Source organism: Acinetobacter genomosp. 15BJ (assembly GCF_000400715.1).
Classification (GTDB): Bacteria; Pseudomonadota; Gammaproteobacteria; order Pseudomonadales; family Moraxellaceae; genus Acinetobacter.
On record NZ_KE007346.1, the window covers coordinates 24,136 to 49,605 of the forward strand.

Here is a 25,470-nt window from a genome sequence, read left to right on the forward strand (position 1 = left end):
GTCTAGTACTAAAGACTAATAATAGACTTCTTGCATATTTATATTTTCTTATAATGAAAATAATAAATATACAAGAAATCTAATATATTAAGTATTTTGAAATTTAGAATTAAGCAAAGTCTAATTCTTTTTCAAATGTTTTCAATTCGTGGCGAGCCATCGCAAGGTTTGATTTGCTACGGTCTAATACGAGATAAAGGAATAAGTTGCCATTGCTTTCTAATGGACGGATTAAGTGATATGCCTTGCCAAGTGTGATCAGAATATCTTCGATGTCATCGTTCAGTTTTAGTGAGTTAGCTACACGGCGTTTTGCTCGAATAACTTCGGTATTACCCGCAGCTGCCAGTTCTAAGTCGATTGCACCCCCACCTTGAGTTGCTAGCGCCAAACCACTCTCTGTATCTACTAATGCTGCTGCAACGAACCCATCAATATTTGTTAAGCTTTCTAATGAAATTTTAGCCATGATTTTATCTCTACTAATACATCTTTGTTTATGAAGTTATATTCGCCACTTCTGTTTTTGATTAGTTTTCAAAAGTAGTTAATCTCATTATAGGAAACTCTTTTATTAAATCAATCATACTTTAAAATAATTGAATTGACTGATTTGCTAATAATTGACAATTTTTGTCAAACAAACAAATAAAAATACTAATTGAGGATTGTATTTTATTCTTAGTGTGATTTTATTCACATTAATAATGAGTTTTAAATACTTGCTTTGATTGTAAATAAATGTAAATTGTTTTTAATTAATATAGATACATTAATTTTTTAAATAAAATTAAATGAATAATAAGTCTATGATAAAGAAAGCAATCGTACTTTCTTTATCATTTAAATCATGAGATTAAAAGGAAACCAATTGGCAATATGAACAATACAAAAAGATCAGAATGACCAATGCCACGAAAGGCGAAACAATATAGGCCCATGTTGGCGTTTCTGGAGTTTTGACTTCGATCGTAGGCTCATCATCATGTGCAACGGGTTGTGCTTGATGAACCATTTGATTGAATTCTTGCATAGTCGCTTCAAGCGATACTTCTTGCTGAATAACCGGCTTTGAGCCGAGTAATTCTGTGAGTTGATTGGTTGACCAAACCCAGTCTTCTGCTTGTCCAGATAGATGCTCAATCTGACCCAATAAAAGTTCTGTTAGTCCTGTTTGCCCAAAGCTGCCAGTTTGATCAAGCTGTTTCAACTCAGTTAATTGTAAGGCCAGTACATCTGACAGGCTTTTTTCCAATTCAGTTGCTTTAAGTGCTGATTGATTATGAGCCGAGGTGGTGAGATGGCGAGCAACCTCTTGAATGTAAAGTGGATCGGCAGTATGGACTTCTTGATAGAGTTTCTGTGGATTCTGTTTCCATAGACTAATCAATTGTCCAAGGGCCAACACGTTTACTTCATCAATATATGTTTGTTTTTCTTTAAGAGAATATTGATCAAAAAGTTGTGGTTTTTGAATTTTTATTTGTTCAGAAAAATATTGAACTAAATCAAATGCCATCGTGACGATCCTCGCTTAATCTAAAATTCTTAGTGAAGGTTTCTTTTTCGTTGGTTCAGCTTCTTGCTTTGTTTCATCGATTGATGCCGCTGTCGAGTCATCGATTTCTGCATATTCAGAAGCATCAAAAAACAAGCCTTGACCATTTTCTCTTGCGTAAATACCTAATACAGCACGAATGGGCACATAAATTTCTTTTGCAACACCACCGAAGCGAGCGGAGAAGGTAATCGCTTCATTGCTCATATGCAGCTGATGAATCGCGTGTGGCGCAAGATTTAAGACAATTTGACCATCCTTCACAAATTGTAAGGGAACATCAGTATGGGGTTGCGTCGCATCAACCAATAAATATGGTGTCAGTTGGTTATCGCAAATCCATTCATAAATGGCACGAGCAAGATATGGGCGTGTAGGTGTAAAAGTTATTTGCTCAGACATAATTGAAAAACTTATTAAATCGTAGAAATCAATTCATTGTAGCTGTTTTTTTCTTGAGCTGTCATTGATTTAATGAACGATGGTCGGCTAAAGATACGATGGCAATACAAGAATATAGGTCGACAGTGCTGTGCAGGTAGTTCAATCCCCATACTTTTTAGCCTCAGGAAGATTGGAGCGAGCATACAATCTAAAATTGAAAAAGTTTCCGACATAAAAAATGGAAAATGCTGAAACAGAGGTGTGAGAGAAATTAGGGTGTCCCGAAGTTCCTTCTGCGCTTTTTGCTTTTGCTGCGGGTCTATCGTATCAGTATGTCTTAGCATATGATCGGCAAGCTTGAACCAATCTTGTTCAAAGCGCCAGATATATTGACGTTGCTCGGCACGCGCCATTGGTGCATCAGCATAGAGTTTATTTTGACGATAGCGATCATCTAAATATTCAGCAATCACATTGGCTGAAAATAGCTTTAGGTTTTGCTCAATCAACATGGGAAGTTGGTTGTAGGGATTGAGATCAGCTAAATCCTCATCCTCATGATCAGTAATAATCAGTTGGTATTTGATTTGTTTTTCAGCAAGTAAAAAACGAATCCAGTGTGAGCGGAAATCATCTGCATGACTATAAAGCGTAATGCCTTGGACAGGGGTTGGGGGATTTTCTAAAGACATAAGTCCAAAAAATTATGGTTGACTGTTTAGAATACTAAAATTAACGTTGGAAATCACTTAAAGCTGAACAATATGCTTGTTACAGAATAGATTTATGATTCAATAAGTTCAAAGAGAGAAAATAGAATGAAGCGAGATTACCTGATTGTTTTGTGTGGAGCGTTGTTACTGGCTGGCTGCGCTAGCTCACCTACAGGATCTGAGCAGGGCAATGTCTCATCAGTAGAGAGTGGGGCCGCTGCCGATGCTGTTATTGCTGATGCGGCTGATGATGAGAGTGGGCAACAATATGGTGGGATCAAAAAACAGTATGTGGTCAAAGGTTGCCAGGTCACTATTTATAATGATGGTCCAATTCAGATGGTTCATGAAAAAACGGGCCAACCTTGTAATGCACCGATTCCTAAAGATCATCAATTTTCGAAAACTACTCGAACCTATCAAGAAAATGGCTGTAAGATCACTGAGTTTGCTTCTGCCGATGGTACTGGTGATGCGATGATGGATTGTTCTAAAAAGAAATAACCAAAATCAGGCAATAAAAAACCTCGGAAAATTCCGAGGTTTTTTGTCCAATTCGTAAAACGATTAACGTTTAGAGAATTGAGGACGTTTACGAGCTTTACGTAAACCAAGTTTCTTACGTTCAACTTCACGAGCATCACGAGTAACGAAACCAGCTTGACGAAGAGCAGGTTTTAAAGTTTCGTCAGCAGCGATCAATGCACGAGTAATACCGTGACGGATAGCGCCTGCTTGACCACCAATACCACCACCTTTAACAGTGATGTAAAGGTCAAATTTTTCAGTAACTTCTAAAAGCTCTAAAGGCTGACGCACAACCATACGAGCAGTTTCACGACCGAAATATTGCTCAAGTGTACGGTTGTTAATTACGAGTTTACCTGTACCAGCTGATAAGAAAACACGTGCAGTTGCGGTCTTACGGCGACCTGTACCATAATTAGTAGCCATGTGCTGTATCCCTTAGATGTCCAAAACTTGTGGCTGTTGAGCAGTATGAGGATGCTCAGTACCAGCGTACACTTTCATTTTTTTGATCATTGCATAACCAAGAGGACCTTTTGGTAACATACCTTTAACAGCTTTTTCTAAAACTGCTTCAGGTTTGTGAGCAATTAACTTCTCGAAGTTAGTCTCACGGATACCACCAGGGAAACCAGTATGGCGATAATATTTCTTATCAAGCGCTTTTTTACCAGTCACTTGAACGTGTTCAGCATTGATCACAACGATGTAGTCGCCTGTGTCAACGTGAGGAGTATAAGAAGTTTTGTGCTTACCGCGTAAACGACGAGCGATTTCAGTCGCAAGGCGACCTAAAGTTTTGCCAGAAGCATCAACAACATACCAGTCGTGTTGAACTTCAGCTGGCTTAGCGCTGAGAGTTTTCATTTAAACCACTACCTATTATAGTTGGTTTGGACGGTGAAATCTGTCCAAACAAAAGGAGACCGAATTCTACATGAGTTTATAAAAGTGCACAAGAAAAATTAGCCCGAAATGCCAGAATTTGCTGCAATGTGACTGGTTTGGGAATTAACACACACTGCATGAAATAGCACATTATTTGTCTTGTGAGGGGGCTGGATTTACCCTATCATTTTTATTCCAATTATTTGAAATAAATAGAAGTATTTACCTCTTCTCTCGGGGAATTTGATGAAGTTGTCGTTTTCTACAAAAATTGTTGTAGTCACATTATTAATTGGCGTTTGTTCAACACAAACCAATGCACGACGACTTTATAAATGGGTAGATCAGACCAGCGTCACCAATTATTCAGAATTTCAGCCTAAAGAGGGCACCAGTCGTAAGCTTGAAGTGCTGGAAAGTCGTGGCAACGATCACGTTGACCCTTCAATGGCTGTGACTGCAGAAATGAAAGCGATTGAGATTCCTGTCGATCAAATGAATTTGCAAGGACAAGCGACCAATACAACTGCACAGCCTGTTCAGCAACCAACCACACAAACAGTTGTCAAACAAGGATCAATCGCAGCACCATATATACGCCCAGTCAGTGCAGCGGTTGCACCTACTCCTGTGGAGAAAAAAGAGACTCAAACCGTACAAGTGACTGAAAAGAAAGAAACTGTTAGCAATTCGTTGGCAGATAAATCCGCGAGTACTGTAGCAGTCCCTGAGAAAAAAGAAGAAGCAGTGATGGTACAGGCTGAGAAGAAAGTACAGCCTAAGATTAATCCGTGGACACGCAAGGTCGAGTTCGTACCTTCGAATCTAGTGCCTCAAAACTTACCCAAAGCGACCACAAATTCTGAAGTCAAATAATTTATAAAATGGAAGGGCTATAGCTGCTTTTAGATTTTGGTTACACTAAGCGCTAATCAAAAAGATGAGCGTGGTCTATGCTTCCTTTATATGTCACTTCAGGCGAACCTGCGGGAATCGGCCCAGATATCTGTCTGAGTTTGGCCGAGCGCATCGATGAGCGCCCTGTGGTTGTGCTTGCCGATATACAGATGTTGCAACAACGTGCCGATCAGTTAGAAATGAATGTCGAGCTGATTGCATATCAAGGGCAGACCCAGTCCAGCTTGAAAGGACAACTTTTTGTTGAGCATGTGCCTTTAGCCAAAACGGTTGTTTTAGGGCAGCTAGATTCAGCCAATGCCGCTTATGTGCTAGAACAATTACGTCGTTCGGCCGATTATGCGATGTCTGGACAGAGTGTGGGTGTGGCAACTGCACCAGTACAAAAATCAATTATTAATGAAGCAGGCATCGCATTTAGCGGACATACCGAATATTACCAAGAGTTTGCAGCTATCGAGCGTGTGGTGATGATGCTGGCGACCAAAAGCTTACGTGTGGCTTTGGCAACGACTCATTTACCGTTACGGGATGTACCTGATGCGATTACTTCAGAACGTTTGCAGCAAGTCATTGATATCCTGATTCATGACTTAAAGAGCAAGTTTAAAATTGCACAGCCACGGATTTTGGTTTGCGGTTTAAATCCGCATGCAGGTGAGGATGGCTATTTAGGTCGAGAAGAAATCGAAGTAATTAATCCTGTGCTGGAAAGTTATCGCGCACAGGGGATTAACATGAGCCTCAGTTTACCTGCGGATACCTTATTTACCCCTGAAAATTTAAAAGATGCTGATGCTGTTTTAGCGATGTATCACGATCAAGGTCTACCTGTGTTAAAATCACAAGGCTTTGGTGAAGCAGTTAACATTACACTAGGCTTGCCATTTATTCGAACTTCGGTCGATCATGGTACAGCACTATCTCTTGCAGGCACTGGACAGGCAAAAGCATCAAGCTTGCATGTTGCGGTGGATTTAGCACTTGATTTAGCCCGTCACTGATGGGCAAGAAATTATTCACGTTGGAATTATTATGTATCAAATTAATGCCCTAAACCCTAAAGATGAAGGGCATCAGGCTCGAAAACGTTTTGGTCAGAACTTTTTACATGATCAACGTGTGATTGCCAAAATTGTACGCTCAGTGAATCCACGTACAGGCGAAAATATTGTTGAAATTGGACCGGGTTTGGCTGCATTAACATCGCCCTTGATTGGTGAATGTGATGCGTTGACCGTGGTTGAGCTGGATCGCGATTTGGCAGCAGGGTTACCTGGGCGTGTACCTCATCCTGAACGTTTGACCATTATTGAAGCCGATGCGTTGAAATACGATTTCACCGAGTTGTTTAAAGATGGTCGTCCACTGCGTGTGGTTGGAAATTTACCATATAACATTTCTACGCCTTTGTTGTTCCATCTCTTGGAGTTTGGTGACAAGGTCAAAGACATGCATTTCATGTTGCAGAAAGAAGTGGTTGACCGTATTACGGCGACGCCAAATACCAAAGAATATGGTCGTTTATCGGTCATGATTCAGTATTACTGCAAGCCAACCTTTTTATTTGAAGTGCCACCAGGTTCATTTAACCCACCACCGAAGGTAACTTCAGCAGTTTTCCGTTTAGAACCATATGCAACTAAACCAATCGTGGCAAAAAATGAGAAAGCACTTGCTCGTTTAGTCGGACATGTGTTTACCCAGCGCCGTAAGACCTTACGCAATAGCTTAAAAGGCATGTTGGTGGAAGACGGTTTTGAAAAAGCAGGTGTTGATCCGATGGCACGTCCAGAAACCTTAAGCCTAGCTGACTTTGTGGCACTTTCTGATCAGATGGTGTCTTAATGTCTAAACGCTATAACTACGTCATTGGTGATGTGCAAGGCTGTTTCGAAGCATTGAAAGCGTTGCTGAAAGAAATTCGTTTTGATCCAGACCAAGACTTTTTATGGTTTGCAGGTGATTTGGTTGCGCGTGGTGAAAACTCGGTTGGTGCCTTACGCTTTATTAAAAAGCTGGCTGATCGTGGCGCTGCTGCAACAGTATTAGGTAATCATGACCTGACCTTGATTGCCTGTGCCCGTGGTTTCAAAAAGGCCAAAGACAAAGATCATACTCAAGAAGTGATTGATGCCATTGATGGTGATGAGTTGATCGACTGGTTGCGTAAACAGCCGTTGAGCTTATCTCCAAATGCACAGACTTTGCTTACCCATGCAGGTGTGCCGTGTATCTGGAATGCCGAACAAACTGTGGTATTGGCACAAGAAGTACAACAGGTGGTTGGTCATGACGATCTTTCGGTCTTAGATGGCTTTCTTGCAGAAATGTATGGCTCACAACCTGATCTATGGTCAGATGAACTCACAGGTATGCCACGCTTGCGCTGTATTACCAATTATCTCACCCGAATGCGTTTAACTGATGCAACAGGGCGTTTAGAGTTTGATTTTAAAGATGCGCTCGATGCACCAATGCCAGTAGGTTTTCAACCATGGTTTGAGTTTGAAAGTCAGGCAGCACAGACCCATCAGTTGATTTTTGGACATTGGGCGGCTTTGCAGGGCAAGACCATTAGTGCTCAAATTCAAAATGTCGATGGTGGTTGTGTTTGGGGACAGCAATTGATGGCGTTCCGTTTGGAAGATCAACACATGTTTGCGGTGGATAATCCTTTAGCTTGATCAGCCCGTGATCTCTTTTAAATGCCCATTTTTATACTAAAAATCGGGCATTTTTTATTTTAAGGCTGTCAAAAAACTGTCATAGACTGATCATTAAAGTGTCAAATAATGTTTTTAAGCTGAAAGCATGAAAATAACGACACAAATGGATGGCGATATGCAAAGTACATACGCGACATCTCTATTCAAGCAAGAGTTTCCTGAAAATTTTAAATTTTACTTTAAAAGGAAACAACTCAAAAATAAACAAGATGAACTGTCTGAGCTTCGTGATCTCGTTCGTCCTCGTCTCCGAATTGCCATTGTGACTGAAACTTGGCCGCCAGAAATCAATGGCGTGGCGCTGTCGATGATGCAATTGTGCCAAGGGTTACAACGACTTGGACATAAAATTTTATTGGTACGACCAACCCAAAAAGCAGTCTGTACCGAGTTTCACCCTGAACAAGAATGTCTGGTGATGTCACAGCCGATTCCGAAATATCCAAGTATTCAGTTTGGTTGGCCGCAATATATTAAAGTGTCCAAAGCCTTTGAAAAATTTGCCCCAGATGTGGTGCATATTGTGACAGAAGGGCCTTTGGGTTTAACTGCCTTGCAAGCAGCAAAATCAAGAAAAATCGCAGTCTCCAGTGGTTTTCATTCAGCCTTTCATGATTTCAGCCGTTTCTTTGACTTGGCTTTCTTGGTTAAACCAATTCAGCGTTATTTAACTTGGTTTCATAACAGTACCGATGTGACCTGTGTGCCAAGCCAATATACCGAACAAGCTTTACGTGGTTTCGGTGTGACTTGCCCATTAGTAGTGGTCGGGCGTGGTGTGGATACTGAAAAATTTTCAGCCAAGCACCGTTCACAACAACTGCGCCAACAATGGGGTGTTGATGCCGATACCCGAGTGATGTTGTATGTCGGACGTTTATCACCAGAAAAAGAAGTCGATGTGCTGATTAAAAGCTTTCATGCATTACAGGCTCAACAAGGCAAAAATAGCAAATTTGTGATTGTCGGTGACGGCCCTGATCGTGCCCGTCTGGGTAAGATGGCACAATCGGATGACATTATTTTTATGGGCAGTCTAAGTGGCCGTGAACTCTCAGCCGCTTATGCCAGTGCCGATGTTTTTGCCTTTGCCAGCCAAGCCGATACGTTTGGAAATGTGGTCTTAGAAGCAATTGCCAGTGGCTTAGCGGTGGTGGCCTATGATTATGTTTGCGCACATCAGCATGTACAACCGAATGTCACTGGTTGGTTGAGTCCATTGGGACAAACAGATCATCTGATTCAATCAATTTGCCAATTACCTGCCTTGCCGCAATTACGACAAATGGGCTTATTGGCCAGTGAAAGTGTGCAGCAAAGTAGCTGGCAGTTTCCAGTACAACAATTAGAACAAGCATTGTATCAAGTCGTGAGGAGTCTCCCATGACCGCGACCTAAGCTACTCTCAAAAAGAGGAGAAATCGTATGAATCTTCAAAATGCAAAAATAAAAATACTCGATTTAGATTTAAAAGGGTGTGTCTACCTCAATCATCTCTCTCAGTCACAACGGATCGCTTTATTTTTTAAAACGATCAGTCGTTTGGGGGATGGACCATTTTGGTATGTCATGTTGTTGTCTGTATGGGCAATGCAAGGTCTGGCATACGGTCTGCAAATATTGTATGTGATTGCGGCAGGTTCTGTCGGAACCTTAATCTATAAGTTTTTAAAAAATAAAACCACGCGGCCAAGACCTTATCAGGTGCATCAAGTGATTGTGTTGGGTGAGCGACCGCTCGATCATTTTAGTTTTCCATCAGGCCACACTTTACATGCGGTCATGGTGACCATCACTTTAGGTTATATTCAACCTCTACTATTGCTGTTGATGCTGCCATTCACGATTTTGGTTGCCTTATCTCGAATGGTACTCGGCTTGCATTATCCAAGTGATGTGATTGTGGGTGCGATGATTGGTGCATCGGTTGCCAGTGGCATTATCTTGTTCGCCCCAACTGCCAATATCGCTTTATAAGGTGTTTTATCTCGAATTTAGCGACAGAACACTATCTCTTAAATTGCATGATTTGTTAAAGTACGCTCAATTACACATATTTATTTAGGTTGTCATATGGGCTTACGTTGGACAGATACGATTGATATTGCGATTGAACTCACCGAAGCACATCCAGATGTAGATCCTCAATGGATCCGTTTTACCGATTTACATGCGTGGGTTTGTGCTTTGCCTGACTTTAATGATGACCCAAATAAGTCAACTGAAGGTTTGCTTGAAGCCATTCAAATGGCATGGCTAGATGAAGTTCGTTAAAAATTCGTCAGAAAACGCTTAAGTTTTGCATATTCAAGCTGATTATTAGCGATGACATCGGTATAATGCGGCAAATTTTTTAGTTTAAACCATAATAGGAGTCAATCATGGCGATTGAACGTACTTTATCTATCGTAAAACCAGATGCAGTTTCTAAAAACCACATCGGCGACATTTTTGCTCGTTTCGAAAAATCAGGTTTGAAAATTGTTGCAACTAAAATGAAACACCTTTCTCAAGCTGATGCTGAAGGTTTCTATGCTGAGCATAAAGAACGTGGTTTCTTTGCTGACTTAGTTGCATTCATGACTTCTGGTCCAGTGGTTGTTTCAGTTCTTGAAGGCGAAAACGCTGTTCTTGCTCACCGCGAAATCTTGGGTGCGACTAATCCTAAAGAAGCTGCTCCAGGCACAATCCGCGCTGACTTTGCTGTAAGCATCGACGAAAATGCTGCTCACGGTTCTGACTCAGTTGCTTCTGCTGAGCGTGAAATCGCTTACTTCTTTGCTGATAACGAGATTTGCCCACGCACTCGTTAATCCAAAGTATTCAGACCAGATAAGTGGTATACTACTTATCTGGTTTTTTATTTCTTATAGCTTGTGTTGTGCGAATAATGCACAGCATTTTTTAGCGTCGATATTGTTTAGGTAAATATACATGAGTTCTGCAGTGGTCGTTTCATCAGAAAATTTAGATGAAAAACAACAGTCTGTTTCTACGCCTGTCGTTCATGCTGCCGAGAAAAAAGTAAATTTACTTGGCATGTCTCGGGCTGAATTAGAAAAATTCTTCGAAGACTTAGGCGAAAAGAAATTTCGTGCGGGTCAGGTCATGAAATGGATTCATCAATATTTTGTGACTGATTTTGCTGAGATGAGCAATATCTCAGGCAAATTACGAGAGAAACTCGAAAAGATTTGTGAAATTAAAGCGCCTGATGTAGTGCATCGTAACTACTCTAAAGATGGTACCCGTAAGTGGGTGTTCCGCGTAGGGGACGGTGAAGGTTCTCTAGTTGAAACCGTATTGATTCCTGCGGAAGATAAAACAGGTGCACGTAAGACCTTGTGTATTTCATCACAAGTGGGCTGTGCATTGGATTGTTCATTCTGTTCTACAGGTAAACAAGGTTTCCAGCGTGACCTCACGCCAGCAGAAATCATTGGTCAGTTGTGGATGGCGAACTATTCCTATATGGAAGAGGTACCTGTGGCTGAACGCGAACGTACCGTGACCAATGTGGTGATGATGGGTATGGGTGAACCTTTACTCAACTATGATGCTGTACTCAGTTCTATGCAGTTAATGCTGGACGACTTTGCTTATGGCATGTCGAAACGCCGTGTAACCTTATCGACTTCAGGTGTAGTACCGAAAATTGATCAGCTGGCGCAAGATATCGATGTTGCTTTGGCAATTTCACTACATGCACCAAATGATGAATTGCGTAATGAACTTGTTCCAATCAATAAAAAATATCCATTACAACAGTTAATTGCTGCTTGCCAGCGTTATCTCGCTAAAGATGGCAATGAAAGCTCACGTCGCCATGTCACCATCGAATACGTGATGTTGGACGGTGTCAATGATAAGCCTGAACATGCACAACAACTGTTAAAGCTATTGAAAAACTTACCGAGTAAAATCAATCTTATTCCATTTAACCCGTTCCCGCATGCACCGTATGGTCGTTCGAGCCGTAACCGTATTATTGCTTTCCAAAAAACTTTGTCGGATGCCGGATTTGTGTGTACGATTCGTCAGACACGTGGTGATGATATCGATGCAGCGTGTGGACAATTGGTAGGACAGGTTGCTGACCGTACTCGTCGTGCTGAACAATGGAAAAAGAAAGTGGCGCAACAACAAGAAATTTTGCGCACACAAGGATAATACTTGGGGAAAAGGCGTTGAATACCACTCGACCAAAAACGATTATTGCGACAGCTGTTGTGTTTACTTTACTTGGCCTGACAGCATGTCAATCAACATCTTCAACATTAAAAAAAGATCCAGAAAAAGCAGTGCAAGTCCGTACCCAACTTGCAGCAGAATATATTCGTAATCGTGATTTAGACGCAGCCAAGCGTTCGCTTGACCAAGCTCTAAAAGTTGATTCACGTGATGCCAATGCCAACATGATGATGGGCATCTTGCTGCAACAAGAAGGTAGCAAGACCAATATGGAAAAAGCAGAAGCTTATTTTAAGCGTGCAATTTCCTCAGAACCTGATAATGCTCAAGCGCGTAATAATTACGGTACATATTTGTATCAGCAGCAACGCTATAATGATGCCATTGAGCAATTTACTCGTGCGGGTGCAACCTTAGGATATGAACAGCGTTTTCAGTCGTTGGAAAACCTAGGACGAATCTATTTGAAATTGGGCGATGTTGCGAATGCTGAAAAATCATTCAAACAAGCGCTACAAGCGAATCGAAATGCAACCATTTCAATGTTAGAGTTGGCGGAAATTTTCTATTTGCAACAAAATAATAGAGATGCATCGCAACTATACGAACAATATGTTCGTAACGTGGGACAGAAAAACCAAGGTGCTCGGGCACTTTGGATTGGTCTACGCATTGCTCGAGCGAATGCGGATCAATTAGGAATGCAAGTGTTAGTCAATCAACTGCGCGCACTCTTTCCTGATAGTCCAGAATATCAACGTTATTTGCAATTACAGTACAGTACTGAGGCCGTATGGAAATAAATCCAAATTCACATCAGCCAACTGGCTCAACCTCGCCATCGTCAACCTTAGGAAATATTCAACGACCTGGTGAGTATTTGCGTCAAATTCGTATTGCACAAAAGAAAGAAATTGAAGAGATTGCAAACGTATTGAATATGCCTGTCAAAACATTGACAGCATTAGAGCAAGATGATTATAAATCATTACCTGAAGCAACTTTTATCAAAGGTTATTATCGAGCTTATGCAAAGCATTTAAATGCAGATGCCAGTGCGATCATTCAGCGTTTTGATGAAATCTATGTCAATGATACTGGACTGAAAGCCAGCCATGCCTTGAATAATTCTCCAATTAAAATTATGGGGAAATTATCAGGTTCGAAAAGTGTACGTAACCGTATCTGGTTAAAACGTATTGCAATCGTGGCGGCTGTTGCAGTTTTAGCGTGGTTGGCAGTTATGGCGGTGCAGAATTGGACATCAAGCCATAAAGATGAAGATGATGTACCAAAGATCAAAAATTCGGATGTTCAGATTTTGCCGATGGGGAATACCACCACTGCAACATCTGGTGACCAATTGGTGTTGAATTTTAATCGACCAACTTCTGTGCATATTGTCGATGCAACAGGTAAAGTATTGGCAACAGGTCGTCAAGCATCAACTTTGACTTTAAGTGGCGAATCGCCATTTCAAATTCGTTTAGATGATGCGACCGCAGTAGCATTGACTTTAAATCAGGAGCAAATTTCCTTGTCTCCATATACGGTCAATGGAAAAGCAGAATTCCGTTTGTCTCGTTAATGCCAAAGAGTAGAGCTATACGATGATTGTGAATCCAATTAAACGCCGTCCAACACGAAAAATCCGTGTTGGTTCAGTGTATGTCGGTGGTGATGCCCCGATCAGTGTTCAAAGTATGACCAATACTGAAACCTGTGATGTGGATGCAACTGTGGCGCAAATCCAGCGTTGTGCAGATGCAGGTGCGGATATCATGCGTGTTTCAGTACCGTCGATGGAAGCAGCAGAGGCGTTTGGCGCGATTCGTAAACGCGTTTCTGTACCTTTGGTGGCAGATATTCATTTTGATCATCGTATTGCTTTAGCGGTTGCGGATTATGGCGCAGACTGTTTACGTATCAATCCAGGTAATATCGGTTCGGATCAGAAAGTGCGTGAAGTGGTTGCTGCAGCAAAACATCATGGTATTTCGATTCGTATTGGGGTCAATGCTGGGTCTCTGGAAAAAGACTTACAAGTGAAATATGGCGAGCCAACAGGGCAGGCCTTACTTGAATCGGCAATGCGTCATATCGACATTCTCGACCGTTTGGATTTCCATGAGTTTAAGGTGAGTGTTAAAGCATCGAATGTGTTCTTGACCATGGATGCTTATCGCTTGCTGTCTCAACAGATTGATAATCCGTTACACCTTGGTGTAACTGAGGCAGGGATTTATCGTACAGGTACAGTGAAATCAGCCATCGCACTAGGTGGACTGTTGATGGAAGGCATCGGGGATACCATGCGTATCTCGCTTGCGGCTGAACCAGAAGATGAAATTAAAATCGGTTTTGATATTTTAAAATCGTTGGGCTTACGCTCAAATGGGATTAACTTTATTGCTTGTCCAAGCTGTTCACGTCAGGAATTCAATGTGATTCAAGTGATGCAGGCCTTGGAAGAGCGTTTAGAAGATATTCGTACCCCGATGGACTTGTCTGTCATCGGATGTAAAGTGAATGGTCCTGGTGAAGCCAAAGAAGCTGATATCGGGATTGTAGGTGCATCACCTCGTTCACTGGTCTATCGAAATGGTGAAAAGAGCCATTTAATCGATACAAATCAGCTGGTTGATGAAATTGAAACAATGGTTCGTCAACGTGTTCAAGAGCTTGAAGAAGCAAAATCTAAAGTAATTATTCGTAGTTCATCATGAGTTCAATTGTCGCTATCAAAGGTTTTAATGACACCCTTCCAACGCAAACTGCGGCTTGGAGAAGTCTGGAACAACAACTTGCATCGTTAATGGATGCATATGGTTATCAACAAATCCGTTTGCCAATCGTTGAGCAAACAGGTTTATTCAAGCGTGCCATTGGCGATGCGACCGATATTGTTGAAAAAGAAATGTATACCTTTTTCGACAAAGGTACGCCGCCAGAATCACTGACGTTGCGTCCTGAAGGAACGGCAGGTTGTGTACGTGCTTTGCTTGAACATAATTTGTTGCGTGGCGCGACGCCGCGTGTGTGGTATATGGGGCCAATGTTCCGTTATGAAAAACCACAAAAGGGCCGTTACCGTCAGTTCCACCAGTTTGGTGTAGAAACTTTTGGTGTGGCAACACCAGATATCGATGCAGAGTTAATTTTACTCACAGCGCGTTTGTGGAAGCATATGGGTATTGCTGACAAGGTTCAACTTGAGTTGAATACCTTGGGGGAAACCGATGAGCGTGCAGAATACCGTGCAGCATTAGTTGAGTTTCTAAACCAACACAAAGATGCGTTGGATGAAGACTCGCAACGTCGTTTAAGCACCAATCCATTACGTATTTTGGATTCTAAGATTGAATCGACGCAAAAGATTTTGGAAAATGCACCGAAGTTGCATGATTTCCTCAAAGAAGATTCAATCAATCACTTTCAGCAATTGCAGCAATATTTAAGCGATGCTGGCATTGAATTTGTGATTAACCAAAAGTTAGTGCGTGGTTTGGACTACTACAACAAAACGGTATTTGAGTGGACCACCACAATGTTGGGTTCACAGGGTACAGTTTGTGCGGGTGGTCGCTATGATGGTTTGGTTGGCCAGTTGAAAGGTAAGGCTGATCAGTCGGTACCTGCAGTTGGTTTTGCCATGGGTATGGAGCGTTTGCTACTGTTGCTTGAGCAAGTTGAACAAACCAAAGATGTTCGTGATTGCGAAATCTTCTTGTTAGCTGAACCTGCTTATCAAGCTAAAGCGCTAGTCTTGGCAGAGCAAATTCGTGACCAATTGGAAGCGGAAAATAGCACGATTCGTTTAAAAACAGGATCTCAGGGCAGCATGAAAAGCCAAATGAAGAAGGCGGATCAGTCTGGTGCAACCTATGCGGTTATTTTGGGTGAGCGTGAGTGGGAATCTCAGCAGTTATTAGTGAAGCAACTTGCAACGGCTGAACAGTCTCAAGTAGCCTTGGCTGAACTGACACCATTCTTTATCGAAAAATTTAAACAATAAATTGCAAAGTTTAGGAAAAGGACAATCACATGAGTCTAAGTGATGAAGAACAACTCGACAGTTTAAAGTCGTTTGCCAAAAAATATGGTTCTGCAATGATTAGCGGAATTCTCATTGCCTTGATTGCCTTTTTCGGATGGGAATACTGGCAAAAGAAAAACCTTGCTGAAGCCCAGAACCAGACAGCAAAGGTACAGAAGTTGATGGATGAGGCGAAAGCGGCATCAGGTCAACCGAATGCTTTTGCCAGCTTATCTGAAGCAGCGGATAAAATTGTGAAAGATGATCCGGATTCTGCTCAAGCGATTCAAACACAATTTATTATGGCGAAACTTGCTTATGACAAGCAAGATTATGCTGCTGCTGAAAAAGCCTTGAAGAAAGTAGAAACTTCAAAAGTTAAAGATGCGGGTTTAGTTCAAATTGTTAAATTACGTTTAGCGGATGCGCAATTGGCGCAAAGCAAATACGATGACGCTTTAAAAACCTTAACTAGCGTGACTGATCCTGCGTTCAAGGCGACTGCTGATGAACTTCGTGGTGATATTTTTGTTGCGAAAAAAGACAATGAATCTGCTCGTAAAGCATATCAAAGTGCATGGGATAACCTGCTCGAGCGTAAACAAGAACGTCAGCTTTTACAAATTAAACTCGAAAGTGTTGGCGTTTTAGTAGATGATCCTGAGTTTGAGCGCCCGATCTTAGATACCAAAGTGGATGAGTCTTAATGCAGAATAAACTAAAACTACCTTTGGCAATTGCAATTGCTTCAGCTTTACTCGTTGGTTGTTCAAGCAATAAAGTAAAAGAAGCAAAACCGAACCCATTGCCAAAAATCACGCAAGAACAAAATTTAAACCTTGTGTTTTCACAAAGTGTCTCGTCTACGGATGCTGCTGAAGCTTTACGTTTGCAGTTGGATACAGACAATGGTGTGATTTTTGCGATTGACCCAGATGGTCAGGTTTCTGCATACAAAGGTAAACAGCGTCTTTGGAAAAGTAAAATTACTAAACAAGAACTCACTGCCGGTGTAGAAGCCGGTGAGGGAATTGTGGTGAGCGGTAATCGCAAAGGTCAGTTATTTGCTTTAGACCAAGCCACAGGTGAACAGAAGTGGACCGCGAAATTGTCGGGTGCCATTTTATCTCCTTCGTTGATTCAGTCGGGTCGTGTGATTACCATTGCCAATGATGGTACGGTATTTGCGCATGACGCAGCGACAGGACAACAGGTTTGGGCGTATAAGTTACCCAATGTTCAGTTTAGTTTGCGTGGTCAACCAGCACCTGTTCGTTTAGATGAGCGTACTGTGTTAATTGGTTCTGCCAATGCCTATGTTTATGCTTTGGATATCATTAGTGGTGTACCGCGTTTCCAACGTCGTGTAGCGATTAGTGAAGGTCGTTCTGACATTCAGCGATTAGTGGATGTGGTTGGCGATCCAGTTATTTCAGGTCAATATCTGGTGACGACGAGCTTCCAAGGTCAAGTGACTGTGACCGATCTTGCGACACAACGTGTGGTGTGGAGCGAAGATGCGAGCAGTACCAATAGTGCTGAAGTTGCGGATGATAAAGTTTTCGTTGCGACTACAGATGGCAAGTTGAATGCATATAACTTGGCAACAGGTGAGTTGGTTTGGCAAAATGAAGAATTGCTGAATCGTAAGCTCAGCAATCCTGTCATGCTAGGACAAAACCTTGTTGTGGGTGATTTGGATGGTGTGATTCATCTGATTAATCCAGTCTCAGGTAAGCTAATTGGTCGTGCCAAAACCAGTGGTGAAGTTCGCTCATTACGTGTGATTGACAATCAGCTTTATGTCGCAACACGAAAAGGTGCATTAACCATTTGGCAGAATCGTTAATTTTGTCTTAGCTTGTGGTAAAATGCTCAATTAGCTATTGCTAATAAAAGAATGATCGGGGTATTTGTTTAAACAAAACCCCGAATTTTTATTGTGATTACTTGATCACCAAAATCTTCCATACTGTTTCTGATACGATGTCATCAACGATGGCTCGTCTGAATTAAGGTTAATCTATGAAACCCGTTATTGCGCTCATTGGTCGTCCAAACGTCGGAAAATCAACGCTATTTAACCAAATCACCAAAAGTCGTGATGCTTTGGTTGCTGACTTCGCTGGTTTAACTCGTGACCGCAAATACGGCGATGCGGTTTATCAAAATAAATCGTTCATTGTTGTCGATACGGGTGGTATTGGTGAGAACGAAGGTGGCATCGACTCTTACATGGCAGAGCAGTCGAAAACTGCGATTCATGAAGCAGACATCATTGTGTTTGTTGTCGATGCGCGAGCTGGCCTCTTGGCGTCAGATGAGCAAATCGCTCGTGAATTGCGTACCCTAGGCAAGAAAGTATATCTGGTTGCCAACAAAGTAGATGGTGTACATGCTGAAGCTGCTCTGGTTGAGTTTTATAAGCTTGGTATGGGTGAGCCATTACAAGTTGCGGCGAGTCATGGACGTGGCGTACAACAGATGCTTGAAGATGTCTTGGCTGAGGTTCCAGAAGATGAGAATCCAGAAGAACATGACAAAGCAACAGGTCTACGCTTAGCAATTATTGGTCGTCCTAACGTAGGTAAATCGACTCTAGTCAATCGCCTTTTGGGTGAAGACCGTGTGGTTGCATTTGACCAACCGGGTACAACCCGTGACTCAATTTATATTCCTTATGAGCGCGATGGTCGTCAATATACCTTGATCGACACAGCAGGTGTACGCCGTAAAGGCAAAGTAGAGGAAATGATTGAGAAGTTCTCAATCGTGAAAACACTACAAGCGATTAAAGATGCGCATGTGATTGTGGTGGTACTTGATGCCCGTGAAGGGGTGGTCGAACAAGATTTACATTTGATTGGTTATGCGCTTGAAGCAGGTCGTGCCATGGTGATTGCGATCAACAAATGGGACAACATGACCGAGTATGATCGTAAACAATGTAAGTTGGATGTTGATCGTCGTTTTGACTTTATTCCTTGGGCCAAAGTACATTTAATCTCAGCGTTGCATGGCACGGGTGTGGGAGAAATGTACCCAACCATCCATCGCGCTTATGACTCATCACACTTAAAAGTTTCTCCTGCGAAGCTTACTCAGATCTTGAATGATGCGACTGAAGCGCACCAACCGCCAATGATTGGTGGTAAACGAATCAAAATGCGTTATGCGCATATGGGGGGGCAGAACCCGCCAACCATCGTGATTCATGGTAATAAGGTTGATAAAACACCTGCGGACTATCGTCGTTATCTTGAGAACGTGTTCCGTAAAGTTTATAAACTGGAAGGAACGCCAGTTCGTGTAGATTTCAAAACATCAGATAACCCATTCGAAGGGCGTAAATCTCAAGTCGATGAGCGTGTAGCGGCACGTAAACGTCGCTATGTTCAGAAGTTCAAGAAAGCGGAAAAGAAATTCAAACGTTAAGCTGGTCTTGATGATAAAAGCCCAAAGTTTGCTTTGGGCTTTTTTGATGCTATTGTTTTGTTAGTTCATATAAACAATGCATGTTTTAGTTTAGTTTAGTTTAGCTTTGGCTTTTATTTAAAATAAATAATATAAGTTATTGAAATATAATAAAAATTATTTTTTGTTAAATTTCGCACCAGTGCTATAATGCCACCGCAAAATTTCTACAAATTGATTATTTTTTAAACCATATTGGATTGTGCATTGCATGTTGAAACTCCATCTAACGCAGCCTCAGTTGATTGAAGCACAGCAAAACTATGCTGCGTTGGACGCTATTCCAGCCATGCAGCGTCGTCGTCTATCTGCATTGGCAAAAATGGCATTAAGCAGTGCTTTGACAAGCTTAAATGGTCAACAGGTTGATTATATTGTTTGGGCTTCCCGATATGGGGACGAACAAAAAACCTTGGATATTCTCCAAGACGTATTACAACAACAAACACCATCACCAACACAATTTTCAACCTCAGTTCACAATGCGATTGCAGGCTTGTATTCAATTCTATGTCAGGATGCGACGCCTTCGACAAGTTTAAGCTGTGAATGGACAGAAGCATTGATTGAGGCTTATGCAATTTTAAAATCAACAGCTACCGCACAACGCGTATTGGTGGTGGCATATGATCAAGCATTACCAAATGTTTATGCCGATACGGTCGAGTTCCCCGCATTTGCGTTGGCGACCATCGTTAGCTTAGAACATCCCAATTTGGAAGTTTTACAGCTCAGTGGCTCGGAATCATTAGAAAGTCTGGCTTTTTACCAGTTTTGGCAGGCTGCTGAAGCAGGCCAATCTGTGTTGAGATGGAAAAAATGTTAAAGCTGAATCAGATTAAACAGAAAGCCAATTATGCTTGGCGGGTTGCAGCAACAGGTTTCAGCTTTGCAAGTTTCGGCGCGGGTGGGGTTGGGATTGCAACAATTGTGGCACCCTTGGTTCATTTAAGCAGCCGTAATCCAGTTGTGCGTCAGCAGCGCGCGCAGCAAGTCATTCATTACAGCTTTAAGGGCTTTACTGAAATGATGGTCAAACTTGGGGTAATGACTTACTCGGTAGAGGGACTGGAGAAACTGCAACATAGCCGCCAAGAGTTGGTGATTGCCAATCACCCGACCTTAATTGATGTGGTGGTGATGATTGGCTTGATGCAGCAGGCCAATTGTGTGGTGAAGCAATCGCTTTGGTCAAATCCGTTTACTCGTGGACCAGTGCGCAGTGCGGGTTATATTTTAAATGCGGGTTCGCAGCAGTTTATTGAAGACTGTGTGCTTCGATTAAAACAGCAGGGTGCAGCTTCATTGCTGATCTTTCCTGAAGGCACGCGAACTGAAAAAGGCGAGTGCTTGAACGAATTTCAACGTGGAGCGGCCAATATTGCGATTCGTGCCAATGTGCCGGTACGTCCAGTTTTGATTAGATGTACGCCATCCACCTTAACCAAAAATGAAAAATGGTATCATGTGCCCGCACAGCCTTTTCATATCGAGATTAAGGTGTTGGATGCAATTGAAGTCCAAGATATCTTGGCAGATTCAGAAGTATCACCGAAACAGGTGCGTCAGTTGAATCAGGGTTTTTATCAAATTTTTAATAATGAGTTATCGAAAAATGAGCAACCTTGCTGATGAATTAAAGCAAATGATTATTGATGTTCTCGCGCTAGAGGATATTGGCATCAGTGATATTGAAACTGAAGCACCACTCTTTGGTGAGGGTTTGGGCTTGGACTCAATTGATGCGCTCGAGTTGGGCTTGGCATTGAAAAAACGCTATAACATTCATTTGAATGCAGAATCAGATGAAACCAAACAACATTTTAAATCAGTTCAAAGCTTAGTTGCTTTGGTTGAAGTGCAGCAAGCAGGTTAAGGAGTAGATCGATGTTAACTCAAGAACAGGTGCTGGCAAAGTTAAGAGAATGGATGCATGATTTATTCGAAATTGAACCTGATGATATCCAGCTTGATTCCAATTTATATGAAGATCTAGATGTAGACAGTATTGATGCTGTCGATCTGGTGGTTAAAATTAAAGAACTGACCGGCAAGCAAGTAAAACCTGAAGATTTTAAAGCGGTCAGAACCGTACAGGATGTAGTTGCAGTTATTCAGAACATGACCGCTGAATGAGACATCTCATTAGAGGGGTATTGATCACATTTTTTGTGTTGTACCCCTTTATTGTTGGATGGAGCCTGTCGCATGGACAGTTCATCTGGGTCAGTGTTTTACTGATTGTTTTGGGCATGAGCCGCTTGCTCAGCGCAAAAAAAGATTTGCTGTTACCGCTGACTGGTTTAGCCATTATTTGTGGTGGATTGAGTCTGATTTTAAAAGACCATGCTTGGCTCAAGCTTTATCCTGTGGGTATGAGTCTTGGTGCGTTGATCATTTTTGCACTGACACTGTATCGACCACCGTCTATGATTGAGCGTTTTGCGCGTCTGGTTGAGCCTGATCTGCCAGCCTCTGGCGTGATGTGGACGCGGAAAGTTACTGTGGTTTGGTGCTTTTTCTTTGCAATAAATGCCATGATTGCGCTGGCAACAGTATTTGCACCCATGAAGTATTGGATCATTTATAATGGCTTTGTGTCTTACCTATTGATGGGAATATTATTCCTCGGTGAGTACATCTTGCGAAAAAGACATCAACGTTTAAATCAAACGATATCTTAAAATATTATGCCTATTTCTTTTTATAATGATGCTGATTCAGCGAATGCGTTATGTATTACCTCTGAATTAAAAACAATTTCTTATGCCGATTTTTGGCAAGACGTCGCTGAACAAGCTGCTGCAATCAGGGGATTGAGCCAAGAAACCTGGGCATTGTGGGAACAAGATAGCTATCAGTTTCTATTGTTATTATTTGCAGGCTTATTGGCCAATAAAAAAATCATTTTACCTCCCAATCGTGTCCGAGATTTAGAACAACAATTTGCCCAGCAACAGATTTATTTTCTGAGCCGTCAGCCTGTTGCTGTGAATGTAGAGGCAAGCTTTTCGCAACTGATTCGTATCCAACAGGATGATTTTTTAAATCAGGCTGAGATCATATTCTTTACCTCGGGTTCAACCGGCGAACCGAAAAAGATTGAACGTACTTTAAAGCAATTGCTCAATGAAGTGATCGGCTTAGTTGGCAGTTTTCAGTTCAACCAGAAAAGCGTTGCCCTTGCCACAGTCAGTCACCAGCATATTTATGGACTACTGTTCAAACTGCTTTTACCGCTGGCAACAGGGCGCCATTTTTTTAATCCGCAACTGGCTTTTCCTGAAGATGTTATTCAAGCTCAACAGCGTTTAGCTCAACAAGGGTGGAGCAACTATCTGATTTCCAGTCCTGCTTTATTAAAACGCTGGACGCAGGATTTGCTCTTGCAGCAGTGCGAAAGGGTGTTTAGTTCGGGTGGAAAATTGGATGCGGGTGTTCGACCACATTTGAATGTACCGATTGTTGAAGTGCTGGGAAGTTCAGAAACAGGGGGGATTGCACATCGGCAATATGATGATGCAGCATGGACAGCCTTTAATAATGTCGAGATTCAGATTTCTGCAAGCACTCAACTCATGGTGCGAAGTAACCATGCGGGTGAGTCTGGCTGGATCATCACGGGCGATGCTGCTGAGTGGATCAAGATCGACAATAAGCAATTCAAACTTTTAGGTCGCTTGGACCGTATTATCAAGTTGGAAGAAAAGCGCTTGAGTCTGGATGCGATTGAGCACAGTCTGAATACGTTGGTAGAAGTAGAACAAAGCCATACACTCTTACTTGAACATCAACATCGGCAAATTTTAGTAGCGATTGTGGTACTCAGTGCCGAGGCTCAACAGCAATTAATGACGATAGGTAAAGCCGCTTTTGTAAAACAGTTGAAGCAACAGTTACAGTATCAGCTGGAAAGTATTGCCATTCCGCGACAGTGGCGTTTTTTGAGCCAGATTCCACAAAATGCCCAGTCAAAACGCGATAAAAATTATTTAAAAGTATTATTTAGCCCGATGTTACAGCCTGTCGTATTATCGCAATGGCAACAACAGGATGAGCAATATTTCAGCCTTGAGTTTCCTGCTGAACTGGAATGTTTTAAGGGGCATTTTCCAACCCAACCGATTTATCCGGGTGTTGGACAGATTGGCTTTATTCAGCAGTTTGCGAAAAATAGTTGGTCTGATTTACAGTGGTGTCAGGGGTTTGAGCAATTGAAGTTTCAAAACCTGATTCGTCCTTATGCGGTGGTGCAATTAAAATTAAGTCGTAAATTACATAAAATCAGCTTTGAAATCACCTCAGAGCAACAGGTCTTGGCTTCAGGGCGTTTATTGTTTGCGCTTGAACAGGTCTAGGAGTCCGCTGATGTTGAACTATGGCATTGTTATTCCTGTGTATAACCATCCACACTATCTTACTGATCTTGTTGAGTATCTGGAACAATTTCAATATCCGATTATCCTCGTCAATGATGGCAGTAATGCCGAATGTACGGCGATTCTGCATCAACTGGCACAACAGTATTCATTGGTTGATTTAGTGGAACATCAGACCAACCAAGGCAAGGGGCAAGCGGTTATTACTGGACTACAACATGCTGCTCGGTTAGGGATGACGCATGCACTGCAATTAGATGCGGATGGTCAGCATTGCTGGGAAGATGTGCCGAAATTTATCGAGCAGTCGCAGCAACACCCCCAAGCGATGGTGATTGGACGGCCAATCTTTGATGACTCGGTACCCAAGAAACGCCTGTATGGACGTTATGTCACGCATTTTTGGGTCTGGTTAAACAGTTTGTCTTTCGAGATTAAAGACAGTATGTGCGGTTTCCGAGTCTATCCCTTGGCGAAAACCATAGCAGTACTCAATGCTGCTCAATTTCAACCTCGAATGGGTTTTGATAGTGAAATTCTGGTTCGATTAAAATGGGAGAATACCCCCTTTGTGAATGTACCTACACGGGTGATTTATCCTGAACATGGCGTGTCACATTTTAATGTATGGCGTGATAATTTGGGCTTAAGTCAGGCACATGCCCGATTATTTGCAGGCATGTTGCTGCGTTTTCCAAAGCTGATTTGGCATAAGTTTAAGGTGGACTGATGACGACACCGCAAACTTCACAGGATACATGGCATCAGATTAAGGAACGAGGGGGAATATTGCCGCTGATGCTGATGCTTGGATTTTATCGCTGTGGCGGACGTTGGCTATGCCGTGTGGTGCTGTATTTTATTATTATGTGGTATTGGCTGTTTGCGCTGACAGCACGACAGGCCTCTTTACAATATTTACAGCGCTTGCATCAATTCGCGGGGGCTCAGTCACCGTTTGCAGCAATGCCAAACTGGATGAATAGCTATACGCATTTCATGCAGTTTGGTGAGTGTATTCTGGATAAAATTGAGGGATGGTTAGGGCATATTCCCGAGCAAAAACTGCAATTGTTTGGGCATGAGCACTTCCAGCGCCATTATCAAAAAGGCGCGATTATTGTGGTGTCGCACTTTGGCAATATTGAGTTACTGCGGGCGCTAAAGTCAGAACACCCACAAAAAATTAATGTATTGGTGTATCAAAAACATGCCTCACAATTTAATCAGTTTTTAAAAAAAATTAATGATAAGGCTGATGTCAATTTAATTGCAGTGGATGAACTTGGCATTGAAACAGCGATGTTGTTACAGGAAAAGATGGAGCAGGGGGAGTGGGTGATTGTAGCGGCGGATCGAATTCCTGTGCAGTCGGATCGAGTGCAAAGCATCCAGTTTTTGGGAAATGAAGCTGCGTTGCCACAAGGGGCATGGATTTTGGCCAATTTACTGAAAGTGCCTGTGCTGGCCGTGTTTTGTTATCGTGTCCAGCAGAAGTTTCAGGTGCATATTCATGCGATTGCTAAGCAAGTGGATTTACCGCGCAAAACCCGATTAAGCAGCATGCAACAGATCACCCAATCCTATGTCGCCGTATTAGAACAACATTGCTTACGGGCACCGTATCAATGGTTTAATTTTTATCAGTTTTGGACAAAATAACGTGAATGCA

At 42.1% G+C, this 25,470-nt stretch carries 31 protein-coding genes; 25 read left to right on the plus strand and 6 right to left on the minus strand.

Features of this window, described 5'->3' with window-relative positions; genetic code table 11:
• Window positions 1-109: 109 nt before the first annotated feature.
• The 4 genes from F896_RS16530 to F896_RS16515 all read right to left on the minus strand — a co-directional run bounded on the left by F896_RS16530 (window position 110) and on the right by F896_RS16515 (window position 2,634).
• Window positions 110-469 (minus strand): roadblock/LC7 domain-containing protein, encoded by a 360-nt coding sequence (locus F896_RS16530; RefSeq protein ID WP_005214502.1) that lies wholly within the window; start codon window positions 467-469, stop codon window positions 110-112.
• A gap of 387 nt (window positions 470-856) precedes the next feature.
• Complete coding sequence (locus F896_RS16525) at window positions 857-1,519, minus strand: hypothetical protein (RefSeq protein ID WP_016162556.1); 663 nt, start codon at window positions 1,517-1,519, stop codon at window positions 857-859.
• A gap of 15 nt (window positions 1,520-1,534) precedes the next feature.
• Window positions 1,535-1,960, minus strand: a complete 426-nt coding sequence (locus F896_RS16520) for a ClpXP protease specificity-enhancing factor (protein ID WP_016162557.1) — start codon at window positions 1,958-1,960, stop codon at window positions 1,535-1,537.
• A gap of 14 nt (window positions 1,961-1,974) precedes the next feature.
• Window positions 1,975-2,634, minus strand: coding sequence for a glutathione S-transferase N-terminal domain-containing protein (locus F896_RS16515; protein WP_016162558.1), 660 nt, complete (start codon window positions 2,632-2,634; stop codon window positions 1,975-1,977).
• Between the two features lie 126 nt (window positions 2,635-2,760).
• Here F896_RS16515 and F896_RS16510 point away from each other — a divergent pair, with 126 nt between their 5' ends.
• Window positions 2,761-3,159: a putative periplasmic lipoprotein gene (locus tag F896_RS16510; RefSeq protein WP_016162559.1), complete on the plus strand. Its 399-nt coding sequence runs from the start codon at window positions 2,761-2,763 to the stop codon at window positions 3,157-3,159.
• 63 nt (window positions 3,160-3,222) lie between these two features.
• Here F896_RS16510 and rpsI read toward each other — a convergent pair whose 3' ends face one another.
• Together rpsI and rplM are read right to left on the minus strand one after the other, a co-directional pair.
• A complete protein-coding gene (gene rpsI, locus F896_RS16505) occupies window positions 3,223-3,609 on the minus strand; it encodes a 30S ribosomal protein S9 (RefSeq protein ID WP_004640839.1) in 387 nt (128 codons plus the stop codon).
• 12 nt (window positions 3,610-3,621) lie between these two features.
• Window positions 3,622-4,050, minus strand: coding sequence for a 50S ribosomal protein L13 (gene rplM / locus F896_RS16500; RefSeq protein ID WP_004802631.1), 429 nt, complete (start codon window positions 4,048-4,050; stop codon window positions 3,622-3,624).
• Between the two features lie 267 nt (window positions 4,051-4,317).
• Here rplM and F896_RS16495 point away from each other — a divergent pair, with 267 nt between their 5' ends.
• From F896_RS16495 to F896_RS16380, 24 genes are all read left to right on the plus strand, one after another.
• Window positions 4,318-4,947 (plus strand): hypothetical protein, encoded by a 630-nt coding sequence (locus tag F896_RS16495; RefSeq protein WP_016162560.1) that lies wholly within the window; start codon window positions 4,318-4,320, stop codon window positions 4,945-4,947.
• Window positions 4,948-5,024: 77 nt separating this feature from the next.
• Complete coding sequence (gene pdxA, locus F896_RS16490) at window positions 5,025-5,993, plus strand: 4-hydroxythreonine-4-phosphate dehydrogenase PdxA (RefSeq protein ID WP_016162561.1); 969 nt, start codon at window positions 5,025-5,027, stop codon at window positions 5,991-5,993.
• Between the two features lie 31 nt (window positions 5,994-6,024).
• A complete protein-coding gene (gene rsmA, locus F896_RS16485) occupies window positions 6,025-6,837 on the plus strand; it encodes a 16S rRNA (adenine(1518)-N(6)/adenine(1519)-N(6))-dimethyltransferase RsmA (protein WP_016162562.1) in 813 nt (270 codons plus the stop codon).
• On the plus strand, window positions 6,837-7,676 hold the full coding sequence (locus tag F896_RS16480) for a symmetrical bis(5'-nucleosyl)-tetraphosphatase (protein ID WP_016162563.1): 840 nt from the start codon (window positions 6,837-6,839) through the stop codon (window positions 7,674-7,676). Before rsmA ends, F896_RS16480 begins: the two co-directional genes overlap by 1 nt.
• A gap of 157 nt (window positions 7,677-7,833) precedes the next feature.
• Window positions 7,834-9,105 carry a glycosyltransferase family 4 protein gene (locus F896_RS16475; protein WP_016162564.1) on the plus strand — a complete coding sequence of 424 codons (1,272 nt, stop codon included), beginning with the start codon at window positions 7,834-7,836 and terminating at the stop codon, window positions 9,103-9,105.
• A gap of 38 nt (window positions 9,106-9,143) precedes the next feature.
• Window positions 9,144-9,695 carry a phosphatase PAP2 family protein gene (locus F896_RS16470; RefSeq protein ID WP_004802640.1) on the plus strand — a complete coding sequence of 184 codons (552 nt, stop codon included), beginning with the start codon at window positions 9,144-9,146 and terminating at the stop codon, window positions 9,693-9,695.
• A 96-nt stretch (window positions 9,696-9,791) separates the two neighbouring features.
• Complete coding sequence (gene iscX, locus F896_RS16465; RefSeq protein WP_004664895.1) at window positions 9,792-9,992, plus strand: Fe-S cluster assembly protein IscX; 201 nt, start codon at window positions 9,792-9,794, stop codon at window positions 9,990-9,992.
• Window positions 9,993-10,099: 107 nt separating this feature from the next.
• Window positions 10,100-10,531: a nucleoside-diphosphate kinase gene (ndk, locus tag F896_RS16460; protein ID WP_004652531.1), complete on the plus strand. Its 432-nt coding sequence runs from the start codon at window positions 10,100-10,102 to the stop codon at window positions 10,529-10,531.
• A 121-nt stretch (window positions 10,532-10,652) separates the two neighbouring features.
• Window positions 10,653-11,888 carry a dual-specificity RNA methyltransferase RlmN gene (gene rlmN / locus F896_RS16455; protein ID WP_005206346.1) on the plus strand — a complete coding sequence of 412 codons (1,236 nt, stop codon included), beginning with the start codon at window positions 10,653-10,655 and terminating at the stop codon, window positions 11,886-11,888.
• Between the two features lie 17 nt (window positions 11,889-11,905).
• The gene (gene pilW, locus F896_RS16450) at window positions 11,906-12,712 is read left to right on the plus strand and encodes a type IV pilus biogenesis/stability protein PilW (protein WP_004652529.1); all 807 of its coding nucleotides are present in this window, start codon (window positions 11,906-11,908) and stop codon (window positions 12,710-12,712) included.
• Window positions 12,703-13,497: a helix-turn-helix domain-containing protein gene (locus F896_RS16445; protein WP_004802646.1), complete on the plus strand. Its 795-nt coding sequence runs from the start codon at window positions 12,703-12,705 to the stop codon at window positions 13,495-13,497. The genes pilW and F896_RS16445 overlap by 10 nt, the downstream gene beginning before the upstream one ends.
• Before the next feature lie 22 nt (window positions 13,498-13,519).
• A complete protein-coding gene (ispG, locus tag F896_RS16440; RefSeq protein ID WP_004802647.1) occupies window positions 13,520-14,635 on the plus strand; it encodes a flavodoxin-dependent (E)-4-hydroxy-3-methylbut-2-enyl-diphosphate synthase in 1,116 nt (371 codons plus the stop codon).
• Window positions 14,632-15,924, plus strand: coding sequence for a histidine--tRNA ligase (gene hisS, locus F896_RS16435; protein ID WP_016162566.1), 1,293 nt, complete (start codon window positions 14,632-14,634; stop codon window positions 15,922-15,924). The genes ispG and hisS overlap by 4 nt, the downstream gene beginning before the upstream one ends.
• Window positions 15,925-15,953: 29 nt before the next feature.
• Entirely contained in the window at window positions 15,954-16,652 is a 699-nt protein-coding gene (locus tag F896_RS16430) for a YfgM family protein (protein WP_016162567.1), read from the plus strand.
• Entirely contained in the window at window positions 16,652-17,794 is a 1,143-nt protein-coding gene (gene bamB / locus F896_RS16425) for an outer membrane protein assembly factor BamB (protein ID WP_016162568.1), read from the plus strand. Before F896_RS16430 ends, bamB begins: the two co-directional genes overlap by 1 nt.
• A gap of 176 nt (window positions 17,795-17,970) precedes the next feature.
• The gene (der, locus tag F896_RS16420) at window positions 17,971-19,380 is read left to right on the plus strand and encodes a ribosome biogenesis GTPase Der (RefSeq protein ID WP_004802653.1); all 1,410 of its coding nucleotides are present in this window, start codon (window positions 17,971-17,973) and stop codon (window positions 19,378-19,380) included.
• A gap of 250 nt (window positions 19,381-19,630) precedes the next feature.
• On the plus strand, window positions 19,631-20,245 hold the full coding sequence (locus F896_RS16415) for a beta-ketoacyl synthase chain length factor (RefSeq protein ID WP_016162569.1): 615 nt from the start codon (window positions 19,631-19,633) through the stop codon (window positions 20,243-20,245).
• Window positions 20,230-21,051 carry a lysophospholipid acyltransferase family protein gene (locus tag F896_RS16410; RefSeq protein ID WP_155765774.1) on the plus strand — a complete coding sequence of 274 codons (822 nt, stop codon included), beginning with the start codon at window positions 20,230-20,232 and terminating at the stop codon, window positions 21,049-21,051. Before F896_RS16415 ends, F896_RS16410 begins: the two co-directional genes overlap by 16 nt.
• Window positions 21,035-21,295: a phosphopantetheine-binding protein gene (locus tag F896_RS16405; RefSeq protein WP_016162571.1), complete on the plus strand. Its 261-nt coding sequence runs from the start codon at window positions 21,035-21,037 to the stop codon at window positions 21,293-21,295. The genes F896_RS16410 and F896_RS16405 overlap by 17 nt, the downstream gene beginning before the upstream one ends.
• An 11-nt stretch (window positions 21,296-21,306) precedes the next feature.
• Window positions 21,307-21,555: an acyl carrier protein gene (locus F896_RS16400; RefSeq protein ID WP_016162572.1), complete on the plus strand. Its 249-nt coding sequence runs from the start codon at window positions 21,307-21,309 to the stop codon at window positions 21,553-21,555.
• Window positions 21,552-22,103 (plus strand): COG4648 family protein, encoded by a 552-nt coding sequence (locus tag F896_RS16395; RefSeq protein ID WP_016162573.1) that lies wholly within the window; start codon window positions 21,552-21,554, stop codon window positions 22,101-22,103. The genes F896_RS16400 and F896_RS16395 overlap by 4 nt, the downstream gene beginning before the upstream one ends.
• Before the next feature lie 6 nt (window positions 22,104-22,109).
• The gene (locus tag F896_RS16390; protein WP_016162574.1) at window positions 22,110-23,777 is read left to right on the plus strand and encodes an ApeI family dehydratase; all 1,668 of its coding nucleotides are present in this window, start codon (window positions 22,110-22,112) and stop codon (window positions 23,775-23,777) included.
• Between the two features lie 10 nt (window positions 23,778-23,787).
• Window positions 23,788-24,528 carry a glycosyltransferase family 2 protein gene (locus F896_RS16385; protein WP_016162575.1) on the plus strand — a complete coding sequence of 247 codons (741 nt, stop codon included), beginning with the start codon at window positions 23,788-23,790 and terminating at the stop codon, window positions 24,526-24,528.
• Window positions 24,528-25,460: an LpxL/LpxP family acyltransferase gene (locus tag F896_RS16380; RefSeq protein WP_016162576.1), complete on the plus strand. Its 933-nt coding sequence runs from the start codon at window positions 24,528-24,530 to the stop codon at window positions 25,458-25,460. Before F896_RS16385 ends, F896_RS16380 begins: the two co-directional genes overlap by 1 nt.
• Window positions 25,461-25,470: the final 10 nt, after the last annotated feature.